The sequence below is a fragment of the Rothia sp. (in: high G+C Gram-positive bacteria) genome, from assembly GCF_030540545.1.
In the GTDB taxonomy this organism is placed as follows: domain Bacteria; phylum Actinomycetota; class Actinomycetes; order Actinomycetales; family Micrococcaceae; genus Rothia.
Genome location: NZ_JAUNVZ010000007.1, coordinates 71,294 through 89,344 on the forward strand (window position 1 = coordinate 71,294; position 18,051 = coordinate 89,344).

13 protein-coding genes are annotated in these 18,051 nt (G+C 58.7%); 2 read left to right on the top strand and 11 right to left on the bottom strand.

Going from position 1 to position 18,051, the window contains the following annotated elements:
- Positions 1-158: 158 nt before the first annotated feature.
- The gene (ftsY, locus tag Q4P78_RS07080) at positions 159-1,265 is read right to left on the bottom strand and encodes a signal recognition particle-docking protein FtsY (RefSeq protein WP_303339661.1); all 1,107 of its coding nucleotides are present in this window, start codon (positions 1,263-1,265) and stop codon (positions 159-161) included.
- Between the two features lie 139 nt (positions 1,266-1,404).
- Between ftsY and Q4P78_RS07085 the strand changes: the two genes are divergently transcribed.
- Entirely contained in the window at positions 1,405-2,862 is a 1,458-nt protein-coding gene (locus tag Q4P78_RS07085) for an MFS transporter (protein WP_303339662.1), read from the top strand.
- A 100-nt stretch (positions 2,863-2,962) separates the two neighbouring features.
- Here the strand turns inward: Q4P78_RS07085 and smc are convergent, their stop codons facing one another.
- Positions 2,963-6,601: a chromosome segregation protein SMC gene (smc, locus tag Q4P78_RS07090; protein ID WP_303339663.1), complete on the bottom strand. Its 3,639-nt coding sequence runs from the start codon at positions 6,599-6,601 to the stop codon at positions 2,963-2,965.
- A gap of 215 nt (positions 6,602-6,816) precedes the next feature.
- Between smc and Q4P78_RS07095 the strand changes: the two genes are divergently transcribed.
- A complete protein-coding gene (locus Q4P78_RS07095) occupies positions 6,817-7,449 on the top strand; it encodes a hypothetical protein (protein ID WP_303339664.1) in 633 nt (210 codons plus the stop codon).
- Positions 7,450-7,547: 98 nt separating this feature from the next.
- Here Q4P78_RS07095 and rnc read toward each other — a convergent pair whose 3' ends face one another.
- From rnc to Q4P78_RS07140, 9 genes are all read right to left on the bottom strand, one after another.
- A complete protein-coding gene (gene rnc / locus Q4P78_RS07100; protein WP_303339665.1) occupies positions 7,548-8,246 on the bottom strand; it encodes a ribonuclease III in 699 nt (232 codons plus the stop codon).
- An 18-nt stretch (positions 8,247-8,264) separates the two neighbouring features.
- Complete coding sequence (gene rpmF, locus Q4P78_RS07105) at positions 8,265-8,468, bottom strand: 50S ribosomal protein L32 (protein ID WP_005505656.1); 204 nt, start codon at positions 8,466-8,468, stop codon at positions 8,265-8,267.
- 30 nt (positions 8,469-8,498) lie between these two features.
- Positions 8,499-9,002, bottom strand: coding sequence for a DUF177 domain-containing protein (locus Q4P78_RS07110; RefSeq protein WP_303339723.1), 504 nt, complete (start codon positions 9,000-9,002; stop codon positions 8,499-8,501).
- A 188-nt stretch (positions 9,003-9,190) separates the two neighbouring features.
- Positions 9,191-9,688 (bottom strand): pantetheine-phosphate adenylyltransferase, encoded by a 498-nt coding sequence (gene coaD, locus Q4P78_RS07115; RefSeq protein WP_303339667.1) that lies wholly within the window; start codon positions 9,686-9,688, stop codon positions 9,191-9,193.
- Between the two features lie 3 nt (positions 9,689-9,691).
- Positions 9,692-10,318: a 16S rRNA (guanine(966)-N(2))-methyltransferase RsmD gene (gene rsmD, locus Q4P78_RS07120; RefSeq protein ID WP_303339668.1), complete on the bottom strand. Its 627-nt coding sequence runs from the start codon at positions 10,316-10,318 to the stop codon at positions 9,692-9,694.
- Between the two features lie 65 nt (positions 10,319-10,383).
- Positions 10,384-13,749 (bottom strand): helicase-related protein, encoded by a 3,366-nt coding sequence (locus Q4P78_RS07125; protein WP_303339669.1) that lies wholly within the window; start codon positions 13,747-13,749, stop codon positions 10,384-10,386.
- Between the two features lie 146 nt (positions 13,750-13,895).
- Positions 13,896-15,059, bottom strand: coding sequence for a Dak phosphatase (locus Q4P78_RS07130; RefSeq protein WP_303339671.1), 1,164 nt, complete (start codon positions 15,057-15,059; stop codon positions 13,896-13,898).
- Between the two features lie 112 nt (positions 15,060-15,171).
- Complete coding sequence (locus tag Q4P78_RS07135; protein WP_303339672.1) at positions 15,172-16,353, bottom strand: thiamine-monophosphate kinase; 1,182 nt, start codon at positions 16,351-16,353, stop codon at positions 15,172-15,174.
- Positions 16,354-16,603: 250 nt separating this feature from the next.
- Positions 16,604-18,028: a PT domain-containing protein gene (locus Q4P78_RS07140; RefSeq protein ID WP_303339673.1), complete on the bottom strand. Its 1,425-nt coding sequence runs from the start codon at positions 18,026-18,028 to the stop codon at positions 16,604-16,606.
- Positions 18,029-18,051 lie beyond the last annotated feature (23 nt).

Genomic DNA, 18,051 nt, shown 5'->3' on the forward strand with positions numbered 1-18,051 from the left:
CATGCACTTACCGCGAACATACAGGGCTAAACCGGCACCTTAGAGAGCACTAACCCCGAATACACCAAAGGCGCTCGCCGATCCTCTCTATATAAAGAGAACCAGCGAGCGCCTCGTATCACATACAGGGTATAACCCCGGGTATATGGCTTTTAGCTTTAGTCCAGCAGAGCGTCCACGAAGCTCTCCGGCTCAAAGGGAGCCAGGTCATCCGGCCCTTCGCCCAGACCAACCAGTTTGACCGGCACGTTCAGCTCTTCCTGAATGGCAACAATAATGCCGCCCTTTGCGGTGCCGTCCAGCTTAGTGAGCACAATACCGGTGACGTCCACAATCTCGCTGAAGACCTTCGCCTGAATCATGCCGTTCTGACCGGTGGTGGCGTCAATAACCAGCAGCACCTCGGTGACCGGCATTTCCTTCTCGATCACGCGCTTAATCTTGCCCAGCTGATCCATCAGACCCGCCTTATTCTGCAGACGGCCGGCGGTATCAACCAGCACGGTCTCCACGCCCTCGGCGCGACCGGTAGTCACAGCATCATAGGCGACAGAGGCAGGGTCAGCGCCTTCCTTCTCGCTGCGCACGGTGCGCACGCCCACGCGATCGCCCCAGGTGGTTAGCTGCTCAGCGGCAGCAGCGCGGAAGGTATCGGCTGCACCGAGCATGAGGGTGTGACCGTCAGCGACCATAACGCGGGCAATCTTACCCACGGTGGTGGTCTTACCCACGCCGTTCACGCCCACCACCAGCACCACGCCGGGATTGCCGTCGGCGCCTTCGGTTGCCAGGGAGCGGTCCATTTCGGGGCGAATAATCTTGAGCAGCTCTTCACACAGCATGCGCTTGACCGCTACCGGGTCCTCGGTACCTTCAACGCGCACGCGCTGCTGCAGAGCCTCAACCAGGCGAGTGGTCGGCTCGGATCCCAGATCAGCCAGCAGCAGGGTTTCTTCAATCTCATCCCAGGTGTCCTGGTCAATCTTATCGCGGGAGAGCAGCGCCAGCAGGCCCTTGCCGAGCATAGAGTTCGAGCGAGCCAGGCGGGCACGCAAACGTACCAGGCGACCGGCGGTCGGGGCGGGCACATCCAGGGAAGGCGCCTTCTGCCCGCTCTCTTCCTCTGTGCTTTCGCCCTCCGGCAGGTCATTTTCATCACGGGTGGAGGCATATCCCCCGCGCGGTGCCTTGGGCTTGCGCACAAAGGCGATAATCAAGCCCGCCAGCACACCCACGCCTAAAACGCAGGCACAAATAATTAACAACGTAGTATCCACCCTTCTAGCTTAGCGTGTTCACCGCGGGCACAGCGAGAAGCACGCACAATGCAGGCGAAAAGAGTAGACTTGATAAGTTCACTATTAGATAGAAGATTATTCACTACTCGCAGAAGAACCATAATTTATGAGTCAGGACAAACACCCCAGCACCGCCACAGGTGCTATTCCCCTTATCACCCCCGGCGCGGACGCCCTGGCGAGCACCACCATTGAAAATGAGTTGGGTGCAAAGAGGGTCTATACCCGCCCCGCGTCTCAGCCGGGTCAGCAGGGGAAGCAAGAGCCGTCGGCAAAAACTAAACAGCGCATTCCCACCGGCCTGTGGGTGCTCATTGCCGCTTCCTTTATGATCGCCCTGGGTTACGGCCTGGTGGCACCCGTGCTGCCCAGCTACGCCCGTAGTTTCGATGTGGGTGTCGCGGCAACCACCATGGTGGTCTCGGCGCTGGCACTCACCCGCCTGCTTTTTGCGCCCACCAGCGGCCAGCTTATTAGCCGCTACGGCGAGCGCCCCATTTACACCCTGGGCATGCTCATTGTGGCGATCTCTTCCTTTATTAATGCTATTGCCTGGGATTATTGGGTGCTGCTGGCATCCCGTGCTTTTGCCGGTATCGGTTCGGTGATGTTTACCGTCTCGGCCATGGGTCTGCTGGTGCGCCTCTCCCCCGCCCATATGCGCGGCCGGATTTCGGGTCTGTACGCTACCGCTTTTATGCTCGGTAATATTCTGGGGCCGGTGTTGGGCGGTCTTCTCTCGCCCTTTGGTATGCGCCTGCCCTTTGTGATTTACGGTGTGGCGCTGATCATTGCCGGTGCGATTGTGTGGTTTATGATGCCCTCGACCGCCGAGCTGGAGCGTGAGCGTGATGCGATGGATGGTACTGAGCACGCTGCTGCTGGTACTGCTGAGACGACCGAGCCCAAGCCCGTCCAGGAGTCCATGACCTTCAAGCAGGCAATGACTTTTGGCAATTACCGTTCGGCTCTGGTGACCAGTTTTGCTAATGGTTGGGCGATTTTCGGCGTGCAGTCTTCGCTGATTCCTCTGCTGGCTGCCTCCCTGGTTCTGGCAAGTGACCCGAATAATATTGCCGGTGGTACTGTCCTGGCATCCACCGCTATGACCGCCTACGCCCTGGGCAATGCCATTACTCAGAGCCTCTCCGGTTCTCTGTCAGATAAAGTGGGTCGCCGCATTCTGCTCTTTATCGGTCTGCTCATGGCGGCAGCCGTCACGGCGCTCATGGGTGTTGTACATATTATCTGGGTCTTTATTACCGCCGCCGTATTCCTGGGCGTGGGCGCTGCAGTCATGGGTCCCTCCCTGCAAGCAGCCGTATCGGATGTTATCGGTACTCAGCGCGATGGTGGCCGCGTGCTGGCGATCTACCAGATGAGCGCAGATCTGGGTCTGATTCTCGGCCCACTCTTTGCCGGTCTGGTGGCGGACGCCTTCGGCTTTATGCCCGCCTTTATGCTCTGCTCTGCAGTGCTGCTACTGGCTTCCCTGGGCTGGCTGCCCTGGGTCAAGCCGAAGTTCGATCCGGAACTGGCTGAAGAAGGCTACACCGGTCGCTAATTTCTCAGAGCAAAGCCCTCCGCTTCCCCGCGTCTTGGGGAGCCGGAGGGCTTTACTCTATGTTCACGCGCTCTGAGGCTCTAGGCCAGCTCCAGGTGTCTTAATCCAGTAGCTCGCGCAGCTGCTGCATATCCTGAGAAATCACCGCCGAGACACCATCGCGCATGGAAATACCGTAGAGCACATCCGCGCGTTCCATGGTGCGCTGCTGGTGGGTAATCATCAGCAGCTGCGAGGATTCACTGAGCTCTTCCAGCACCTGCAGCAGGCGCCCCAGGTTCCTATCGTCCAGAGCCGCTTCGACCTCATCCAAGGCGTAGAAGGGCGAGGGACGCGCCATGAAAATCGCAATCAGCAGCGCCAGGGACGCCAGGGAACGCTCGCCACCCGACAGCAGGGAGAGGCGCTTGACCTTCTTACCTGCCGGGCGCACGCTAATCTCCACGCCGCTACCGAGCACATCCTGCGGGTCGCTCAGGCTCAGGCTGCCCTCGCCGCCGGGAAAGAGCACCCCAATAATGCGCTGATAGTGACCGTTAATATCCTCAAAGGCCTGCATAAAAGCCTCGCCCATACGGGCGGTAACCTCGTCCATGACGGTGCGCAGATCCTCACGGCTGGATTGCACATCGGCAATCTGGCGGCTCAGATAGCTATAGCGCTCCTGCAGAGCCTCGTATTCTTGGAGAGCCAGGGGGTTGGTGACGCCCAGCTTCTCAAGGTCCTTCTGGGTTGCGTTCAGGCGCGCAGTCAGGGCTGTGCGAACCTCAGCACGGTCTTCATCCTCTTCTACCGGGTAGGCTGCGGCGAGGGTTTCCAGGCTGTCGCCAGTGTGGGTCAGGGTGCGCTCCTGCAGGGACTCCAGGGAGGATTCCGTGCGGGTCCGTTCCATCTCCAGAGAAGCAAGCAGCGCCTGGGATGCTTCAACCGCTACTGCCATAGCACGAGTATTCTGCTCATCGGCGCTCTGGTGCTCACGATGAGCCGCTAGCTCAGATTGCGCCCGGGTACGCTCGCTTTCTGCCTGCGCAAGAGCTTCGCTAAGCTTCTCTGCCAGGGCGGAGGCGCACTTCTGCACGGATACAGCTCGTGCGGCGCGCGCTGCCAGGCTGTTCCGGCGCTCTTTTGCCTGCTCCAGCTGGAAGCTTGCGCGGCCGTGTTCTTCATAGGTGCGCTGCAGGGTACCCAGAATGAGTTCACGAGCGCTTTCGGCGCGCACCCACGTTTGCCGTGCCTCAGCTAATTCAGCGGTATATTTTTCAACCTGTTTATTCAGGCGACTAATACGTTCGGGTAGGCTTTCCGGAATAAATTCGGAGCTATTTTGATCGTTATCTGCATCTGAGTTACTCGATTCACTCTTATGTGTATCCGCAGCCAGCGCCTGCAGAGCACGCTCCAGATTTTCCTCACTCTTTTCAAGCTCAGCAAGTTGCTGATCATACTCTACTCGGGCAATCTCCAAACGGCTCTTAGCACCCTCAAAGCGTTCACGAGCGCGCTCAATCTCGGTACCGGCACTCTTCATACGCACCAATACCGATTCAAGAGCCACACGTGCCTGAGCCAGTTCAGCCTGGGACTCACCCAGCACACGGGAAAGCGCACGCTCACGCTCACGAGCCTGATCGTACTCAGTATTCCTGTGCTGATAGCTTGCCGCACTCTGCTGAGCTTTTGTATCCGCCGATTGAGCCAAAGCCCGCGCTTCACGCAGCTGCTGGGCAACCACCAGCGTATTATTGCCGGACTCGGGGGCAAGCACCAGCGAACGGAAATAGGCGAAACCACGAGAATCAATAGCGCACCGAGCACCCGCCTCCAGGGCAGAATAGGCGGCGGCGCTATCCCCCGCCGAGATAAAGACCACGGCGGAGCATAGTTCTGCAAGGGCAGTTTCGAGGACGTTCCGTTCGCTCTCGCTCAACTCCTGGGTCTCCGAGATACTCAGGGCATCAGCAGCCATGAGACTTCCGGGTTTAAGATTCTGACGCAATGCAACATTAAGGTTTTTATCGTAGTCGCTACCCTGGCTAGAAAGACTCAGGGGCGAAGAATAGAGAGTACTTTCTACAGGCTCAGATACGCTCGATGCACCATTGAGACTCGGCTTATACTCACTCGAAATCTTAGCGCGCACAGAAGAACCCAGCAGCTGAGATAGGGCACGATCCCAGCCCTGGGCAGGCTCAATCACCCGGGCAATACGTAGCACAGAATCTTTGTCCTCAGAATCGCCCAAGGACTCAGAAACCATCAGAGACAAAGCCTGAACACGCTCAGCAACTACAGCAGCAGCCTGAGAAGCACGAGCGGATTCTTCTCGAGCAGCATCGCGCGCTTTGTCAGCCTCTTCACGATTTACGCGCGCCACTGCCACCGCCTGGGTGTGGCTCTGCTCATGAGCCTGCGCGGTTTCCACAGCTGCCAGTGCCTGCACATGCTCAGATTCAAGCTGCTGAGCACTTGAAGTACGACTCTCCAGCTCCTTCTGAGCTTCAGTCAGGGCTTCACTCGCGCGCTCCAGTGCAGCACGGCTCAGAGCAACCTGCTCGGTATTTTCCAGGCGCTCATCACGCGCACGCTGAACATCCTGCTCCAGGTTCTCAGCCATGAGGCGGGATTCATCCAGCAGCTGCTGGGTCTGCACCAGATTCGCTTCAATCACCTCGCGGGCGCGTTGGCTAGCTTCCAGGCGCACCGTGGCAAGATCCAGCTGGTGCTCCTCTTCACGCATACGCGCGGTAACGCTCTCCAGCTCCTGCTCAAAGGGCACAATATCTTCAGCGCCGCCAGCCTGCTGATGACGGGCGATAGTTGCTGCACTGCGCACGCGGGTGAGCGCCTGCTGAATCTGGGAGAAGGCGCCAAGCATACTCTGCGCCCGCTGGCTAAGCTCTTCACGCTGGGTTGCGCGCTGGGCAACCTCTTCGGCATGCTGGGTTGCGGCTGCGGTACGCTCGTTTAGCAGCTCTTCTTCACGCGCACGAGCCCGCGCATTATCTTCCAGGCGCTCATTAATCTCTTGAGCCTCACGCACGGCAATCATGCTGCGCACCTGACGAATACGGGCCTGCAGCTCGCGGGCGCGCGAAGCCGCCTCCGCCTGCTCCCCCAGGGGCTCTAGCTGGTGAGAAAGCTCCGCGGCAACATCGTTCAGGCGAGTGAGATTCGCACCCAAATCGGCAAGTTTACGTTCGGTTTTGGACTGGCGGCGACGGTATTTCTCAATGCCGGCTGCCTGTTCAATAATGTCGCGGCGCTGGGAGGAGCTGGCGTGCAGCACCGAGTCCAGGCGTCCCTGCCCGACCAGCACGTGCAGGTCGGTGCCCAGACCGGCTTCAGCCAGCAGGTCGTGAATATCGCTCAGGCGCGCGCTCTGACCATTAATATCGTATTCGCTACCACCGGCGCGAAACATGGTGCGGGAGATGGACACCAGCGGGGTGGGTACGCTCAGGGTACCGTCGCTATTGTCGAAGGTGAGGGTGACTTTGGCGCGTCCGAGCTGCGCTTTGCCGTCCTGCGCACCGGAGCCGGAGAAGATCACGTCCTGCATATTCGCGCCGCGCAGGTCCTTGGGGGTTTGGGAGCCCATGACCCAGGCGAGCGCGTCCAGGATATTGGATTTTCCGGAGCCGTTGGGGCCGACCACGGCGTTCATGCCGGAGCTAAATTCGAAGGTGGTGGCGGAGGCGAATGACTTGAAGCCGCGCAGGGTCAGCGACGCCAAATGCATGGGATTCCTTCCATCGGTGTTTTCTCTACCTTTAAGGGTATCGCACTCTATCCCTCTTGCTTGACTCACCCTATTTGTCGGCTTCCTGTATTCTCTCCTGCCCTACCTCCCTCCGTTTTGGGCGCAAAAAGTAATAACGGGCGCAATTTTTCTGCGCCCAGTGTTACTTTTTGCGCCCAAACGGGTGGGAAAGACGAGTGCATTAGACTAGATACATGGCATCCAACCATATGACATCCACAAGCAGCAGTGTACCTTCCAGCACGAACCACGATACACAACCCGAGGTGAAGAATAGCCAGAATCCGGATATGAAAACCGGACAGAGACCCACCGCGCACCCCGAGGCAAACCCGTGCCAGGAACCTGAGGCGCGCCCTCGTATGAGTCTCCAGGAAGGCACCAGCGAAAAAAGCGGCTTGAAGCCCAGCGTGAAAATCACCATCCACACGCTCAGCTTCATCATCCTGATCTACCTGGCCGCAGACACCTACCTTGATATCGCCAGCTACTTCGATATCAATTTCAAACTTGATTTTACCCAGGCGATGCTCAGCCTGGGGCTGCTGCTAGGCGTTATCTACTACCTGGTTGAAGGCATGGCCTATGCCGCCAGCAAACTCAAAAAATGGCCCACGCTGCGTTACACGCTCACCGTACTCCCCTACCATTTTGTGCTCACCGGCTACCTGTGGAATTTCGGGTTGTTTGTGACCAAAGTGCTCAGTGAAAATAAGCAGGATACCGAATACTACCAGGCGCTGATTCTGAGCTTTAGCACGTTCTTTCTACTGGTGCGTATCGGCAGGGAGGTTAAGACCCTCCGCAAAGTCTACGACGACAACTAAGATCATGAGTTTTGGGCGCAAAAAGTAACAGTGGGCGCAAATTTTTTGCGTCCACTGTTACTTTTTGCACCCACACGGGAAAGGATAAGGGATACGGCCTAGTCGCGGTGCAGCACCTTATAGGCTGCCTGAGCGGCAGAACGCTCCGCTTCCTTCTTCGTGGTCGCCTGGGTGCCTCGCGCCACCTGCTGATTGGCAACATAAGCCGTCGCGGTATACAAACGCGCATGATCCGGTCCCTCACCGGTCACCTCATAGCGAATATCGCCCCAAGAATGCGCAAAGGCAAGATTGTACAGCTCGGTCTTCCAGTCGCGACCGGAATCCAGGAACGCCTCATCGTCCAGCAGGGGGCTAATGAATTGCAGCACCACTTCACGTGCACGCTCACGACCCAGGGTCAGGTACACGGCACCGAAAATAGCCTCCATAGTATCAGCCAGAATGGAGTCTTTATTCGCGCCGCCGGTCATGCGCTCACCCTTACCCAGCAGAATATAGTCGCCCAGGTGCAGGGTACGCGCAATCTTCGCCAGAGCCACAGTGGACACCACGGCGTGATGCAGGCGCACCAGTTCACCCTCGGGCAGTTCGGGGAAGCGTCGGTAGACTTCTTCCGCAATGGCCAGAGAGAGCACCGAGTCACCCACAAATTCCAGGCGCTCATTATGGGCTATTTCGCCGTGTTCAAAAGCATAGGAGCGATGCGTGAGGGAAAGCAAAAACGTCTCGGCATCGATATCGACGCCGAGACGTTTCTGAAGTTCCCTAGCATCTTTGACGCTAGGTTCACTCATAAGATATACCGCTTAGACTTAAGCGTCCGCTACCTTACGGCCCTTGTACTCCAGGAACAGGGCGTTGCCTGCAGCGTCGGTAACAACCTTAGCCTGGTGGGGCAGGCTGTAGGTGACGCGACCGTTCTCAACGGTCTTCACCAGCTGGGGCACGGATGCCTTCCACTGGGAACGGCGTGCGCGGGTGTTAGCGCGGGACATCTTGCGCTTGGGAACAGCCACAGCTATCTCTCAATCTCTCGTAATGACAATTTAGTTTTCGGTATCCGCAGCCAAAAGACCGGCAAGCGCCGACCAGCGCGGATCCAACACCTCGTGATGATGCCCGGGGTTATCTTCCAGGCGCACTCCGCATTCGGAGCACAGACCCTGACAAGTATCACTGCACACGGGCTGGAACGGCAGCTGAAGGATCACTGCGTCCCGCAGAGCCGGTTCCAGGTCAATAGAATCCCCGTCCACGGCATACTGCTCATCTACTTCATCTTCGGGGCCGCCCTCGGGCGCCTTCTCAAAGACGAAAAGCTCTTGTATGGTTGCCGACATCTCGAAATCAATCGGATCTAGGCACAGGCTGCACTCACCGTGTACATCCACAGTGGTTTCACCAGTTACTAGGATACCATCTACCACGGACTCCAAACGCACATTGAGATCAATGTCGGATCCCTCGGGTACCCCAATGAGGGTATTACCAAGATCGGCCGGTGCCGGCACGACCTCGTCGATGGTCTCCATGCTGCCCGGGCGGTGCATCAGGTTAGTTACTGAAAACACCAGCTCCGATGAGTCTTTACGTGAAATGACGTATCTCCTTACGAAATGTTTAAACCAAAGTCCCAGTGTAGCCCCTGCAGAGCTCTTAATCAAGAATTTAAAGTCACAGAGGCCCTTTAAGAGGTTTTAAGCACTTAAACGCGCCCCGCGCTTTAAATACCTGGACTTTAAGAGGCGGAGGCAGAGGCAAACTTCTCCCCCAGCGCCCGCGCAACAGCCGCGGGCACAAAGGCCGAAACATCACCACCCAAGGAAGCAACCTCGCGAATAATCGTGGAAGAAATACCCGTATAGCGATCCTCACCCGAAAGGAAGAGAGTTTCCACCGGGCGCACATGGCGGTTCATACTCGCCATAGGAGCCTCATACTCATAGTCCTTGCCGCTGCGCAGCCCCTTGACCAGAGCCGCCGCACCGCGCTCATGAGCCCACGCAGAAAGCAGCACACCGGGTTCAATAACCTCAACGCTCACATTATTCAGACCCAGTTCAGCTGCGGCGGCGCGCACCAAATCCAGGCGCTCTTCCAGACTAAAAAGGTACTTCTTGGAATAGTTATGAGCCACTCCCACGATCACCTCGTCAAAAAGCGCAGCGGCGCGGGCAATAACTTCCATATGGCCCTTGTGAATCGGGTCAAAAGAGCCGGGGCATACAACGCGCATGGTTTATTCTTCGCTTTCTACGATGTCTTCGGAGCTATTGTCTTCGGTGCTCTCAGCAGCATTCTCAGATTCAGGGTCGGGCTCCACATAGTAGAGCACCGTCTCACCGTGCTTTTTGAGAGCAAAACGGTGATAGCCAACCGGCCAGGCGGGCTCCTCATCGCGGCTGGCGCGCTCCACCACCACAATAGCGCCGGGAGCAAGATGAGGCTGTACAGCGAGCATATCCTGAACGATCTGTTCATTCTCCAGGGCATAGGGAGGGTCAATAAAAACCACATCCCAGGTGCCGGAATTCAGAGCAGCACGCGCGGAACTCTGCTGCACGCTAATTGTGCCGGAGCCTGCCAGAGCCTGCTGCACGGCGGCAGCATTTTTACGACAGGCGGTCACCGCCTTGGGGGCTTTATCGCTCAGCAGCACCGTGGAGGCGCCGCGGGACGCCGCCTCGCAGCCCAGAGCGCCCGAACCGGCGTAGGCATCCAGCACGCGAGCGCCACGCAGCATATCGTAGCTTTCCAGCTTGGAGAAAAGAGACTCTTTGACGCGGTCAGTGGTCGGGCGCGTGGCGTCTCCCGGCACGGATGCCAGGCGTAGACCACCGGCGGCGCCGGCAATAATACGGCTCATATTTTCTCTTTTCTCTCAAGTGGCGGGGTTACCGGAGCCATCGTAGGGCTCTAGCAGCTCCTCTATTATCCCCTACCCAGGAAGGCTTCGCGGTCGGCATCCAGGGCACGGTCAATGGTGCGCGCCAAATTCGGGTGCTTAGCAAGAGTCGGGTCGCTTGCTACTACAGAGCGGGCATCCTCGCGGGCACGCTCAATAATGGTGGCATCCGCCAGGGCACGCAGGAAACGCAGGTTGCTCTTGGTACCCGATTGGGCGGCGCCCAGAATATCGCCCTCTCGGCGCTGCTCCAGGTCAATGCGGGAGAGCTCAAAGCCGTCCGTGGTGCTGGCGACCGCTTCCAGTCGTTCGCGGGAAGCCCCCTCGGCACCCTGGCGGGTAATGAGCAGGCAGGTACCCGCGTGCTGTCCTCGTCCCACGCGACCGCGCAGCTGGTGCAGGCCGGAGATACCGAATCGGTCGGCGTCCATAATCATCATGAGGGTCGCATTGGGCACATTCACACCTACTTCAATCACGGTGGTACACACCAACAGGTCAATGCTTCCTGCAGCAAAATCTGTCATCACGCGCGATTTTTCGTCCGGGTCCATACGACCGTGCAGATAGGCAATACGGCAACCGGCCAGGGCGGGCTGCTGCTGCACATAGCGGTACATGCCCGCCACGCTGGTAAGCTGGGTGCGCCCGTCGCTGGCGGTGGTTCCGCTGCGCCCCGCACTATCCAGGGCGGTTCCGGCGGAGCCAAAGAGCTGAGAGCCTTCTTCCCAGGAGTCTTCGTCATCACCGATTTTAGGCACCACAACATAGACCTGGTGGCCGGCGTCGATTTCTTCGCGAGCGCGCTGCCACAGGCGAGAGGCCCAGGCGGGCTTTTCAGCCAGGGGAACCACATGGGTGGTGATTTTTTGGCGCCCCGCCGGTAGCTGATCCAATACGGAGACATCCAAATCACCGAAGACCGTCATGGCGACGGTGCGCGGAATGGGGGTTGCGGTCATCACCAGGCGGTGAGGTAGTTCCCCCTTGGGGCCGCGAAGACCGTCGCGCTGCTCAACACCAAAGCGGTGCTGCTCATCCACTACCACCATACCCAGATCGTGGAATCGGATACCGTCAGAAAGCAGCGCGTGGGTGCCAATAATAATATCGACTTCCCCGGCGGCAAGTTCAGCAATCACGCGCTTTTTCACGCGTGCTGGCATGGAGGCAGTGAGCAGGCGCAGGCGAACCGCAGGCTGAGTGCTCTCGTTGACTCCCGGTTCAGTGGCGCTCTCTTCCCCGGTATCTACCCAACCGTCCAGTAGTTCAGCCATGGATCGGAAATGCTGTTCGGCCAGCACCTCGGTGGGAGCCAGCAGAGCTGCCTGGGCGCGGTTATCAACCACCTGCAGCATGGCGCGCAGAGCCACGACGGTTTTACCCGAACCCACATCGCCCTGCAGCAGACGATTCATGGGCGAATCGGATGCCAGATCCTCTGCGATCTCAGCGCCGACCTTCTGCTGTCCTTCGGTCAGTTCATAGGGCAGAGCTGCCAGTAGCGCATCGGCGAAACCTCCGATAATTGCAGGGCGCGCCACGGTTGCCTGAGCGGCACGCAATGCTTGAAGACGGGCAAGGGCCGCCTGCAGAATAAATGCCTCACGATAGCGCATCTGTGTCTGGGCAGCACGCCAGGTGTCCTCACTATCGGGGGTGTGCAGGGCACGCACAGTCCATTCCAGGGAGGGTACTTTACGCAGCCTGCGCAGGGTATAGGGCAGGGCATCCTCCAGCTGTGCCAGGGGTGCCCTATCAATCAGGGTCGCAATGGCTGCGGCAATGCGGTCGGTCGTGAATTTCTCGGTGGCTTTATAGACCGGGATCGGCGCATTGGCTCGACTCTTTGCCTTCTCCAGATCTTCTGCGGAGGCATCCGGCGCGATGACGGCGTAGTGCGGGTTCGTCAGTGTCAGTTCCCCGCGGTAGGTTCCGACTTTGCCGGAGAACATGGCGCTTTCCCCCGCATGCAAATCACGGGCTGCCGTCCAGGCATTGAAGAAGGAGAGCTTCATCCGCGAACCTACGGTGTGTACGGGCACGCCAAAGAGACCCGCCTGAGCGGGTGCATAAAAGTCAGTAGTATCCTGCCCAAACCTATCGGAGTATCCGCTCAAAGACGCAGTTGCAAGCCCGGAAATACGCGGATTATTGGGTTGAACGCGCGTGAGATTCGACCCCGTCTCGGCGTGCCCGTAGTCATCCTGCAGACTATCGCTAATAATCACTTCGGTAATACGCCCGCGACGCGATGCCATCTGTCGGGTGGTCACCGAGACCACGCGAGCCAGCAGGGTCACTTCTTGGTCTTCTTCCAGGGAGCTAAAAGAGGTGAGCTCACCGCGCGGCAAATATTTACGCGGATAGTAATCCAGCAGCTCGCCCACGCGCTCCAGCTTCAAATGGGTTTTAATCGCCTGAGCCGTGGGGGCGGGAAGGTAGGTTTTTAGAGGCTCATTTTCCAGACGTTCCTCGGCGTTATAGCGTTGAACAGCCTGGGCTTTTGCCTCTCGTTGTGCCTGCTGGGCTGCCTTTGCGGGGCTGAGTTCCTTGGGTGTTCTAGAAGGTTGAGGCTCTTTGGGTGCGGCAGACTTCTTGGGCGTAGAAGGTTCTTTAGTCACGGAGGAACGAGCTTTAGGTTCGGAGAGCTTCTTCTCAGAGGCCGGCTTCTGAGCTGTCTTCTTCTGCGAGGCTTTTGTAGATTCACGCTTACTCGGTTCGGCGGTACGAGACTCAGATTTTTGAGCTACTTTTTTCCTCGGTGCTTTCTGCGGGGTGGGTTCTTCTACAGGCTTTACCTCGGAGCTTCCCGTACCAGTAGGCTCAGATTCTACGGGGGCAGTGTGAGTGGGTGCTGTCTCGGCAGGCACGGCTGCCAGTGCGGCATCCACGAGCTCATAAAAGTCCTCGGGTGCCATCGTGCGTGCATGAGACCCCAGGGAGTCACGCAGGCGAGCGCTCACCTGCGCAAACTCAGCAGAGGATCGATGAGCCACACGAGCACTCAGTTCCTCCAAGCTTGCCGCTCCGTGGGCATAGTGCGCCAAGTCCCGCACGGTCAGCAGAGGATGGGTCGCCAGCTGATCGGCAGTTAGAGTAACAGGGGCAGTAGTCTTCACCGAGCGAGAGGAGGAAGAGCTTTTCGGAGCACGCTGACCAGGGGTCTTCTGTCCCGAACTCTCAGCAGCTGCGCTTTTCTTCTGAACGCCCTGCTCTTTCGACTTCTGAGCTTTAGTGTCCGCGCTCTTTGCCTTCTTCTGAGATGAGCCTTTAGCTTTGGAAGAAGCAGTTTTAGAGGAGGGACGGCGTGCGAACTCGCCCCAGAGCTGCTGGGGGTCGACCTCCGCCAGGCCGTCAAAGAGGCTGGGTTGAAGATCTCGCTGTGCCATATCCCTCCTTTCGTTAAATCCTAGAGAATACGCTCGTCGTATTCATGGCTAGGGTGCGAGTACACTTCTATCATAGTACATATGAGCTAGATATTCGGTAGAACACACCAAATTATCGAATATTTTCACGATAGGCAGCTATAGTTCTACTCGGAACATTCCCCGTGTTCGCCCGCCGAGAGGGAGGAAATACGCTCATTTTCCCAGGCGCCGTACTCCCCCAGCACCTTTTTCAACGCGTCACAATCGGCAACATGAATATGTAGCGCCCAGGCACCGCGTCCCAAATCCACCGGGGTGAGCAGCAAAGAGTCCCCCAGCGGCTGAATATCTTCGCGCAGTTCCACCACGCGACTGGCGTCCTCAATCAGCAGGGTTGCCATAAATTCCCATTCGGTGTGCACTGCCCCTGCTTCCGTTTCCGACTCGCTCGAAATAGCTGCAGCTCCAGCGGAAATGCCCTCAGCATAGGCTCTGGGTTCAAGCATACGCTCCACTTCTCCCTCATCTAGACGGGCATCAACCCAGAGGGGGTTGGTGGCAATAACACCCAGATAAAAGCCGAGAGCGCCGGCATCCACAGTGCCAGCAAGGTGAGCTGCGGGAGGGTTCTGCGCTGTGCCCATCAGGGCGGCGCGAAGAGCATCTTTACGGTATACGGCGCGCTCGGTACGGGCGCGAATAGTATCCTGCGGCAGATAGTGGAAACGATAATCCGCCAGCACCAGCATGAGTGCCCCTAAAGTGCTGGGCATTAGTGCCGGGTCGCTAATGGTGCGGGCAATGCGCTCAGCACCCAGTGCCAGGGCTCGCGTGAGCTCATAGGCGGGCACACTGGCGTAATCCTGACCCAGCTCAGCTGCTTTCTCGCAAAGCGCAGAGATCAGGGGTAGAGAGTCCACGGCATCCGCTCCGAGTTCTTCCTCCAGGCTACCGGCGAACCCATAGTAACTACGCCCCACTTCCAACGCCCAGAGGGCGGTGAGCATACCGGAGTTGCCGCGTGCCCGAGCCAGAGTCTGTATCAGGGCGTCCTCCCACGCGGTATGCGCTTGGGCAGCGCTCGAGGCGTAACGAGAGGCGAGTGCCTGCAGGGTTGCAAGCAGATTCGATCCGGTATCTTTATCCGGTACAGGGAAGCCATTGAGCTCATTGAGCGCAGGCGCATAGCGTTCTAAAGAACGTACGGAGGTGCGGGTCCAGGCGCGGCCAAATGCCAGATGCGCCAGGGTTTCGCGCAGAGTATCACCGGGAAAAGAGAGCGCCTCGGGGCCAGAAGATCTAGGCTTCAGTTCGTGCTGGTCAGTCATGTTCTCCCCTCCGTGGTGCATAGGCTTTCTATTGTACTCCGCGCGCTTGTGCCCGCTCATCTGTGAAGAATCCGCGCGAAGCTATCAGTCCCCCGGCTTCTACAGTCAGTGCTTACGCTCCATAGTGTTCCCAACCCAGGCTCTCCCAACTTTCGCCTTCCAGCCGTTCAATCTCCGCTGAGTCGCCCTGAGCGTGCTGCAGATATACTCCCGGTTCATACACTCGCGCAGGGTATACCCTACCAATGCTTTCAAAACCTTCAGGTAGCTGCGTATCCGCGGGGAAAATTGCCAGCAGGCCGTGATCTTCTCCCCCGCCCAGCAGGGCACGCAGAGCCGCAGCATATAGGCTCTTATCATTGACTGCGTTACCTCGCAGAGCCAATAGCTGCTCCAGTGCGGGATAAAGCTCGGGGGCGCGGCGCATAAGCTGGGCCTCATCAATCACGCAGGCAACCGAGGAGGCGCGCGCCATGCGCCCGGCGTCCTTGCGCAGCCCATCGGAGAGGTCCATCATGGCAAGGGCTCCGGCGTGTGCCGCCTGCACCCCGGCGTCCAGGGGCGAGGTGGGGCGCAGCTGAGCAGCAATAGCCTCCAGAGTCTGCTGGCTCGGGCGAGCAATCGATCCGTCCTGCAATAGCAGGCGCAGACCGGTATCGGCCCAGCCGGTACGACCGGCGAGCGCAAGAATAGCCAGCGCATGACCGTTATCTTCGAGTTCCGCACTATCGTCATTGAGCACCCGAGCACCGCTTCGACGTACCCCCGCTGGAGCCGAGCTATCAGTGATACCAAAGGCGGTCACGGTTACCGAGATTTCAGTCGAGGCACCAAAATCACCGCCTGCAATGGTGCATTCTAGGGCGCCGTTTTCTACGCAGCCTTCGGTGATTCCGCGTGCAAAATCTTCCACCCACTCATAGGGTGTCTCAGCCGGTAGCGAGAGGGATACCAGCAGCGCGGCGGGTACAGCACCCATGGCGGCAATATCGGCAAGGTTCTGGGTGGCGGTCTTATAGCCAATATCGTAGCCTCCGGAGCCTAGAGAATAGTTGTCCATTTTCAGGAGCCAGGGGCTCATAAAATCTTGGTTGGCGGTGAGAGTATCAATGGTACTCACCCACGAAGCCGCACTGCCGTCAGCTCGTAGAACTGGCGCTAGCACGGCACAATCGTCTCCCGGACCCATCGCCATAATGGGCTCTTCTCCGCGATGTTCAAAGCGTTGCCTCACGCGCTCATTGTGGGCGGCAATAATGGGCATAAAGGAATCCAGAACAGCACTTTCGCCCATCGATCCCACGCTCGCCCCGTACTCAGAGGTAGAGGGCGCGGGCACAAGCTCGCCCCCGATAATCCTGGCAAATTGCGGGCGCGTCGGGGTAAGAGTGCTCTGATTCTGTTCCTGGTGCATAGTCCTATTATGCCCCTATCCTGGCTTGCACGCTCCCAGCGCATACCCCGTTATCCCCGGGCATACTACTATCCACGGGTATAGCAAAAGCGCCCGCGCAGGTTATGCGCGGACGCTTTAACTTTAGATACTAGCCTTCGTTCTTAGAACGAATGAAGAATCGGATAGCCAGAGCCACCAGAATCACAGCAACAGTCGAGAAGAAAATCAAGAAACCAACATTGGACAGGCCGGAGTCCTGAACTTCCTGAGACTTTTCCTTTGCTTCGGAGGCAGAGGAAGCAGCCTTGGAGGGCTGAGCGTTATTGGAGCTGCTCTTTGCCGCTGCGCTCGAGCTGGTGCCATTACGCGGGCTTGCGACCGTGCTGGACGAAGAGCTCGAGGAGTTCGGGGAGGAGCTTGAAGAGCTCGACGAAGAGGAACTCGAGGAAGAGCTAGAAGAGCCCGAGGAGTCCTCATCGCCCGAACGGGAGAGGTAACCCGCTACCCAGTCATCGGCGCCGGGAATGGCATCGCTGCTGGGGGTGCTTGCCGCAATACGACCCAGGGTGGTGCCGCCGGTCAGCAGAGGATTATCGTCATCAGTGGGGTCGGGGCTGGGGGTCGGCTGCGGAGTGGGATCCGGGGTAGCCGGTGCCGTGGGCTCAGGATTCGGGGTCGGTTCCGGAGTGGGAACCACCGGATTGGTGGGTTCCGGAGTCGGCTCGGGAGTAGGATCCGGGGTAGGTACCACCGGGTTGGTGGGTTCCGGGTTCGGAGTCGGGTTCACCGGCTTGGTGGGGTCCGGAGTCGGCTCGGGAGTAGGATCCGGGGTAGGCTGAGGAGTCGGATCCGGATTCACCGGGCTGGTGGGCTCGGGGGTGGGTTCCGGAGTCGGTGCCACGGTAGGCTGCTCAGTCGGCTGAGGATCCGGAGTCGGTGCCACGGTGGGCTCAGCGGTAGGCTGCTCGGTCGGCTGAGGATCCGGAGTCGGGTTCTCAGTGGGAGCTACGGTAGGCTGTGCAGTCGGTTCCGCGGTGGGCTGTTCGGTCGGTGCCACAGTGGGAGCCACAGTCGGCTCCGTAGTGGGTGCAACGGTGGGTACCGGGGGCACTACCGGCGCGCTGCTAGAAGCCGAGGCACTCGGGCTTGCGCTTGCCGAAGAAGATGCCGACGCCGATGCAGATGCGCTCGGGCTTGCACTTGCCGAAGAGCTTGCCGAGGCGCTTGCGCTCACCGATGCGGATGCGCTCGGGCTTGCGGTCTTCGAAGAGGAAGCGGAAGCCGATGCGCTGGGGCTTGCAGTAGCCGAAGAGCTTGCACTAGCAGTTGCAGATGCGGAAGCACTCGGGCTTGCGGTTGCCGAGGAAGATGCCGAGGAGCTTGCGCTAGTCGTAGAGCTCGGGAAGGGCGCTACGGAAGTGGTGGAAATACTCGGGTTAGCGCTGGCGCTAGCACTAGCCGAGGTGTCCGCAGTAGGCTGCGTGGCATTGGTCTGAGCGGTATTCGCAACAGAAGCAGCCACGGGCATAGCGGCAACGGTCAGTGCCGCTGCGGCAGCACGGGCCGTATTCATCTTAAGCTGTCGTTTTCCCAAGT

Coding starts and splice junctions, on each gene's coding strand:
- Q4P78_RS07085 (WP_303339662.1), top strand. CDS start 1,405: ATGAGTCAGGACAAACACCCCAGCACCGCCACAGGTGCTATTCCCCTT.
- Q4P78_RS07125 (WP_303339669.1), bottom strand. CDS start 13,749: ATGGCACAGCGAGATCTTCAACCCAGCCTCTTTGACGGCCTGGCGGAG.
- Q4P78_RS07095 (WP_303339664.1), top strand. CDS start 6,817: ATGGCATCCAACCATATGACATCCACAAGCAGCAGTGTACCTTCCAGC.
- coaD (WP_303339667.1), bottom strand. CDS start 9,688: ATGCGCGTTGTATGCCCCGGCTCTTTTGACCCGATTCACAAGGGCCAT.
- Q4P78_RS07135 (WP_303339672.1), bottom strand. CDS start 16,353: ATGGGCGAAAGTGCTGTTCTGGATTCCTTTATGCCCATTATTGCCGCC.
- Q4P78_RS07130 (WP_303339671.1), bottom strand. CDS start 15,059: ATGACTGACCAGCACGAACTGAAGCCTAGATCTTCTGGCCCCGAGGCG.
- Q4P78_RS07110 (WP_303339723.1), bottom strand. CDS start 9,002: ATGCACCGCCCGGGCAGCATGGAGACCATCGACGAGGTCGTGCCGGCA.
- rnc (WP_303339665.1), bottom strand. CDS start 8,246: ATGAGTGAACCTAGCGTCAAAGATGCTAGGGAACTTCAGAAACGTCTC.
- smc (WP_303339663.1), bottom strand. CDS start 6,601: ATGCATTTGGCGTCGCTGACCCTGCGCGGCTTCAAGTCATTCGCCTCC.
- Q4P78_RS07140 (WP_303339673.1), bottom strand. CDS start 18,028: ATGAATACGGCCCGTGCTGCCGCAGCGGCACTGACCGTTGCCGCTATG.
- rsmD (WP_303339668.1), bottom strand. CDS start 10,318: ATGAGCCGTATTATTGCCGGCGCCGCCGGTGGTCTACGCCTGGCATCC.